Below are 6414 nucleotides of genomic sequence, written 5' to 3'. Positions count from 1 at the left end.
AAGACCAGGAAACCCTGATCGCCGACCTGGTCGAGCCCGGCCAGAAAGTCCTGCTCGCGGAAGGCGGCAATGGCGGCTGGGGCAACCTGCGCTTCAAGACCTCCACGAACCAGGCGCCCGCGCGTTCCAACCCCGGCGCGCCGGGCGAAGAACGCTGGCTCTGGCTGCGTCTCAAGCTGATCGCGGACGCAGGCCTGATCGGCCTGCCGAATGCCGGCAAGTCCACCTTCCTCGCGGCCTCCACTGCGGCCCATCCGAAGATCGCGGATTATCCGTTCACGACGCTTCACCCCGGCCTCGGCGTCGTCGATCTCGGCACCTCCACGCGCTTCGTCCTTGCCGACATTCCGGGCCTGATCGAAGGCGCGGCGGAAGGCGCGGGCCTCGGCCACCGCTTCCTTGGCCATGTCGAGCGCTGCAAGGTTCTACTGCACCTGATCGACGTGACGCAGGACGATCCCGCCGGCGCCTACAAGACCATCCGCAACGAGCTGCGCGCCTACGATCCCGAGCTTGCCGCCCGTCCGGAAATCGTCGCTCTCAACAAGATCGACGCACTGACGCCCGAACTCGTCAAGGAACAGGTGAAGCTGCTGAAGAAAGCCTACAAGGGCAAGCCGCTGCTCCTCTCCGGCGTCTCCGGCGAAGGCGTGAAGCCCGCCCTCTACGCCATCGCCGAAAAACTCGGCCTCACCGCCGACCGCGAAGAGGCCCCTCCGCCCCCGGACGATCCAGACATGGAAGAAGGCTGGAGCCCCTTGTAGGCGCCTGGCGGATCACGCCCCCGCACTCTCCCGTGCGCTCACCCGCGCATGCCAGGCGCGCAGGTTCCCTGCCGCCTCTGGAACCTTCAGTCCTATCCAGCCGGCAAAATCCACCGTGCTCAGCGCGCAGATATCCGCCATCGTGAACACCTCCCCCGCCACGAAATCCCGCCCCGCCAGCTCTGCGTCCAGCCACATCAGCGCGCGTTCAGACGCGCCCCGGTTTGCCTCGCCAAACTCTTTGTACTGAGGAACTACTACGCGCGCTGTGAACGGATGCGCATGCCGCCAGAAATTCCCCGCCGGCCCCATAAGCTGGAACTCGATCCGCCTCACCCACATATCCACCTGCGCCTCTTCCAGCGCCGTGCGCCCGAACATCGCAGGCTCCGGATAGAGCCGCTCCAGATACCGGCAGATCGCCGCCGTCTCGCTGAGATGCGTCCCGTCATCCAGCTCCAGCACCGGGGTCTGCCCCAGCGAATTGCGCGCCATATGGTCCGCCGCCTTGTGCTCCCCCTTTTGCAGCGCCACATCCACCAGCGCAATCTCCACGCCTTTTTCTGCGAGGAATATCCGTACACGGCGTGGGTTCGGCGCCGGCATCGGTGTGTTGTAAAGTTTCATGTTGTTTCCCTCTCCTGGCGCAAGTGCGTCGCAGCCGCGGTCTGCGCCGTCAACACACCTTGCCGGGGAACCAGATACCGCGCTGCACGTTTTAGGGTTGGAGGCGGGCCCTGCCGGCCTGCCGCGGTCCCATGAAAGGAAGAGTGCGCCATGCGGGAAGACACACACAGAGGCCCCCTGAAGATCCCCGCGGAGAAGTCGTCACCGAAGAACAAGCCACAAGCGCCGCACATGTGGGCCTGTGGAAGATCCTTGCCGGTTCGATAGTCCTCGCCGTGCTGGGCCTGGTCGCCGTGTTCGCGCTCAGCCAGTAAGCGCTGACCGGCGCCCCCTCGCCATCCAGCCCTGCGCCGTGTATCTCCCGGCGCGATGACCGCAGACACCCTCGCCCGCGCCCGGCGCATCGTCGTGAAAACCGGCTCGGCCCTGATTGCCGAGGCGGGCGCGCCGCGGACGCAGTGGCTGGCGAACCTTGCCGGCGACATCGCCGCCCTGCGCCAGCGCGGAAAGGAAGTCATCCTCGTCTCCTCCGGCGCCGTTGCCCTTGGCCGCGCGGCCCTGGGCGCTCCGTACCAGGCCCGGCTGGAGCAGAAACAGGCCGCCGCCGCCATCGGCCAGCCCCGTCTCATGGCCGCCCTGGCCGGCGCCCTCGCACCCCACGGCCTCGCGTGCGGACAGGCGCTTCTCACCCCGGGCGACACTGAAAACCGCCGCCGCTGGCTCAACGCCCGCGCCACGCTCGAAACCCTGCTCGAGGCCGGCGTCATCCCCGTCATCAACGAAAACGACACCGTCGCTACCGAGGAAATCCGCTACGGCGACAATGACCGCCTCGCCGCCCGCGTCGCCCAGATGATGGCCGCAGACGTGCTGATCCTCCTGTCAGACATTGACGGCCTTTATACCGGCGACCCCCGCGCCAATCCGGACGCGCGCCACATTCCGTTCCTCGGGGCCCTGCTGCCCGAGCATGACGCAATGGCCACCGGCTCCAACCCCGCCGCCGGTGTCGGCTCCGGCGGCATGATCACCAAGCTCGCCGCCGCGCGCATCGCGCATGCGGCCGGCTGCTCCACGCTGATCACCCTCGGCAACCGCCCCCATCCCCTGGGCGCCATCGAGGCCGGCGAGCGCGCTACCCTGATCGCCGCGAAGATCTCCCCCGCCAAGGCGCGCGCCGCCTGGCTGGAAGGCCACCTTAAGCCCGAAGGCGAAATCCTCGTCGATGACGGCGCGGCCAAGGCCCTCGCCGGCGGCGCCAGCCTCCTCGCCGTTGGCGTGCGCGGCGTCACCGGTCAGTTCGAGCGCGGCGCCGCCGTGGCCGTCCGCGATGCGTCCGGCCGCACGCTCGCCAAGGGCGTCACCGCCTACAGCGCCGAAGACATCCGCCGCATCGCCGGGCGCCGCTCCGAGGAAGCCGAAGCCCTCCTCGGCTATCGCGGCCGCCCCGCCATCATCCACCGGGACGACATGGTGCGCCTGTGACCGGCGCCCTGATCCGCCCGGCGACCCGTGCCGATCTTGATGCCCTCGTCGCCCTCGAAGCCGGTTTCGCGGAAGAAGACCGGTTCGACCGCCGGACCTGGCGCCGCCTCCTCGGCGGCCGGACCGGGGCCCTCGTCCACGAATCAGGCGGCCAGATCGACGCCTCGGCGGTATTACTTTTTCGTCAGGGTTCGGACATCGCCCGCCTCTATTCTATCGCGGTCGCCGCCGGCGCCCGGGGCACTGGTCTGGGCGCGCGCCTGTTGTCCGCATGCGAGGATGCCGCCCGCCAGCACAGTGCCCGCGCCCTGCGCCTCGAGGTGCGCGTCACAAATAAGTCAGCGCACCGGCTTTACGAGACTGCCGGTTATCGCGTAATTGCCGCCCTCGAGTCCTACTATCCGGACGGAGAAGCGGCGCACAGGATGGAGAAAGTTCTCATCGCGCCCTCAGATGGAGCCACATGACCGATTGGGTCGTGCTCGTAGAATCAGCGAGCGACATTTCCCAGGCCGAAACACCGCACAAGGTGCTGCGTATCTCGGACTATATCTCCAAACCAGCGCTCTTCGCGGGCCGGCGTCCCTACATCCTGAACCTTGCCCGCTCCTACGGCTACCAGTCCGGCGGCTATTACGCCTCGCTGCTCGCCGAGGCGCGCGGCCACCGGGTCAGCCCTTCCGTCCAGACCATGGTCGAGCTGTCCAAGAAGACGCTCTACAACCATGCCCTGCCGGACCTCGGCGAAACCCTGCAGGAAGCCCTCGCCAAGGGCGCGCCGAAGGTCGAAAACCTGTTCGTCGCCTTCTCGCGCTGCGAGATCCCGGCTTATGAAACCCTCGCCCGCGAGGCCATGGACTGGTACCGCACCCCGGCCCTCGAGATCGAGTTCGATGACGAGGCCCCCCACGGCATCGCCCGCATCCGCGCCATGCCGCCCCACAAGCTGAAGGACCAGCGCCGCCAGTTCTTCCTCGATGCTATGGAAGCCTACACCAAGGGCAAGGTGCGCGACGCCAAGACCCGCGCGCCGGCCAAATGGGCCCTTGCCGTCCTCGTCGATCCGAACGAGAAAACCGCCCCCTCCAAGCCCTCGTCCCTCAAGCGCTTCGCCGATGTCGCCGAGAAGATGGGCGTCGAGGTCGAGCTGATCGAACCAACCGACCTGCCCTCCCTCGCCGAGTTCGACGCGCTGTTCATCCGCGCCACCACCTCGATCGACAACTTCACTTACCGCTTCGCCCGCCGCGCCGAACAGGAAGGCATGCCCGTCATCGACGACACCCAGTCGATGATCCGCTGCACCAACAAGGTCTACCTCAAGGAAATCCTGGAGAAGGCCGGCCTGCCCATCCCGCGTACGGAGATTGTCGACGAGAAGGCAGACCTCGCCGCCCTGTTCGACCGCCTCGGCTCACCGATCATCCTGAAGACGCCGGATGGCAGCTTCGGCATCAACATGGTCAAGGCCCACACCCTCGAACAATTGCAGGCCGGCGCGAAGAAGATGTTCGAGGACACCGCCCTGATCATTGCGCAGGAATTCCGGCCGACGAAATTCGACTGGCGGATCGGCGTCCTCAACGGTGAGCCGCTTTATGCCTGCCAGTACCGGATGGCGCGCGGCCACTGGCAGACTGTGAAATACAAGGAAGACGGCAAGGCCACCGAAGGCGGTTTCACCACGATGCCGGTGGAAGATGCGCCGCCCGAAGTCGTCAACGCCGCCGTCCGCGCAGCAAGCCTGATCGGCGACGGCCTCTATGGCGTCGATCTGAAAGAAACCGACCAGGGCGTGATCATCATCGAGATCAACGACAACCCTTCGATCGACCATGACGTCGAAGGCCTGATCCTCAAGGACGAAATCTGGCGCCGCATCATTTCGTGGTTCTCCACGCGGCTCGAACGCCGGATGAACCGCTCGGGCTAACCTCTCCGCCTGCGGAGCTTCTCCCGGTACGCCCCCGGCGCCTCGCCGAACCAGCCCTTGAACGCGCGCATGAACGCCGTCTGGTCGCCGTAGCCGAGCAGCCCCGCCATGTCCGCCAGGGTCAGCTTGTCCTCGTGGATATAGACTTCCGCCGCCTCCTTGCGCGCCGCGGCCAGCAACTCGGAATGGGACAAGCCCTCCTCCTGCAGCCGCCGGCGCAGTGTCCGCCCGCTCATGCCCAGCAGCTTCGCTGTATCGGCAAGGCTCGGCTTGCCCTGCCGGATCTGCCGGTGCAGCCCGCCGATGACCAGCATCCGCAGCGAACTCGCTGCCTGATACGCGCCCAGCCGCGCATTCAGCCGCCCCTCCAGCAGTTGCACCAGCGGCGGATTTGCGTTCGGCAGGGTGCGCGCCACCAGGCCCGCCTCGATCACCATCATGTCCACCGGCGCGCCGTAGCGTACATCATCGCCAAACAGCGTCCGCCCGAACGCGCGTGTTTCCTCGCAAGGCTCGCGGTGGCGGAACTGGACGCAGGCCACCGGCCGTTCCTGGTCCCAGAGCAGCAAGCGACCGATCGAGGCATAGCCTGCCAGCACCGCCTCGGTGATCCGCCGCATCATTTCAGCGTCCTCATAGGCCGGCTCGAAAATGATCCGCGCTTCTTTGCGGTCCACATCGAGGCGCGTGCGCGCAACTTCCTGTGTCAGCGGCTGGTAGCGGCTGTTGATATCCAGGGCCTCCCGGATCGTCGAGGCTGCGGCGAGCGCGTAGCCCACGTCCAGGAACGTGGCGGGCCGGAACTGCATGCCCACCCGCAGACCGATCGAATCGATGCCGGTATCATCGGCCGCCCGGTTCAGCACCTTCGCGGTCAGCTCGGCCGGCAACCGCGCATAAGGGTGCGCCAGCGCCGCCCGGCCGCCCGCCACCAGGTCATACAAGGCATCCTCGGGCGCGCCGAGCGCCACCGAGCTTTCAATAATTTTTAAAAGGTATGCCGTCGAAACTGTCGGCACGGGTGTGTTCCTGTCCAGTTTTATTGGCCTGAGGTGCGCAGCTCTTCCCGTCTGCTGCTACACCAGATGTATTAAACACAGATTGGCCCGAATTGACTGGCGCCTTGGCCCAAAATGTCAAGACGCGAAAGGATCAAAAAAGTTTAACTGCCTCAAGGGACGCTCGCGGAAACCATTCCTTCGTAAGGGGCGATTGACTGGTTAATGCATAGTGCCTGGCGGCGCTGCCCGGGTGGGCGGCGCCGCATTCCGTTTCGCAGCAGCGAAAAGGCCTTGCGTACACTCCCCATCTCATTACACCGGGACTCCGGAGCGTAGCGCAGTCTGGTAGCGCATCTGGTTTGGGACCAGAGGGTCGGAGATTCGAATCCTCTCGCTCCGACCACCCACCACTAGGCTGAATTCCCTGCAAACACCGCAGAAAAGCCAGTAAATACAGCCCCTTCACACACAGTTCTCCCTGCTTTTCGCTTTGCGTCACCCCAGACAAAGCCGGACATTTTCCGACTTACCGAGGTGGCTCAGAGGTGGCTTTGGTGGCTCAGAGGTGGCTCAGAGGTGGCTCAGAGGTGGCTCAGAGGTGGCT

6 protein-coding genes and 1 tRNA gene are annotated in these 6414 nt (G+C 65.9%); 5 read left to right on the top strand and 2 right to left on the bottom strand.

Annotation, left to right across the window (positions count from 1 at the left end; translation table 11 throughout):
• A partial coding sequence (gene cgtA, locus WEA77_RS03710; protein WP_368066519.1) for an Obg family GTPase CgtA occupies positions 1-764 on the top strand: 764 nt, incomplete at its 5' end.
• Positions 765-776: 12 nt separating this feature from the next.
• Here the strand turns inward: cgtA and WEA77_RS03705 are convergent.
• Positions 777-1391: a glutathione S-transferase family protein gene (locus WEA77_RS03705; RefSeq protein ID WP_368066518.1), complete on the bottom strand. Its 615-nt coding sequence runs from the start codon at positions 1389-1391 to the stop codon at positions 777-779.
• Positions 1392-1760: 369 nt separating this feature from the next.
• Between WEA77_RS03705 and proB the strand changes: the two genes are divergently transcribed.
• From proB to WEA77_RS03690, 3 genes are read left to right on the top strand one after another with little or no spacing between them, the layout of a single operon-like run.
• The gene (gene proB, locus WEA77_RS03700; RefSeq protein ID WP_368066516.1) at positions 1761-2876 is read left to right on the top strand and encodes a glutamate 5-kinase; all 1116 of its coding nucleotides are present in this window, start codon (positions 1761-1763) and stop codon (positions 2874-2876) included.
• On the top strand, positions 2873-3343 hold the full coding sequence (locus tag WEA77_RS03695) for a GNAT family N-acetyltransferase (RefSeq protein ID WP_368066515.1): 471 nt from the start codon (positions 2873-2875) through the stop codon (positions 3341-3343). The genes proB and WEA77_RS03695 overlap by 4 nt, the downstream gene beginning before the upstream one ends.
• Entirely contained in the window at positions 3340-4809 is a 1470-nt protein-coding gene (locus WEA77_RS03690) for a RimK family protein (RefSeq protein ID WP_368066513.1), read from the top strand. Before WEA77_RS03695 ends, WEA77_RS03690 begins: the two co-directional genes overlap by 4 nt.
• Here WEA77_RS03690 and WEA77_RS03685 read toward each other — a convergent pair.
• A complete protein-coding gene (locus WEA77_RS03685; protein WP_368066512.1) occupies positions 4806-5828 on the bottom strand; it encodes an AraC family transcriptional regulator ligand-binding domain-containing protein in 1023 nt (340 codons plus the stop codon). The genes WEA77_RS03690 and WEA77_RS03685 overlap by 4 nt on opposite strands.
• Positions 5829-6136: 308 nt before the next feature.
• On the opposite strand from WEA77_RS03685, the gene WEA77_RS03680 reads away from it, so the two are divergent.
• Positions 6137-6213: transfer RNA gene (locus tag WEA77_RS03680), tRNA-Pro, on the top strand.
• The last annotated feature ends 201 nt before the right edge of the window (positions 6214-6414 follow it).

The sequence above is a fragment of the Hyphomonas sp. genome, assembly GCF_040882205.1.
Classification (GTDB): Bacteria; Pseudomonadota; Alphaproteobacteria; order Caulobacterales; family Hyphomonadaceae; genus Hyphomonas.
This window is presented reverse-complemented; position numbering and strand designations above follow the sequence as displayed.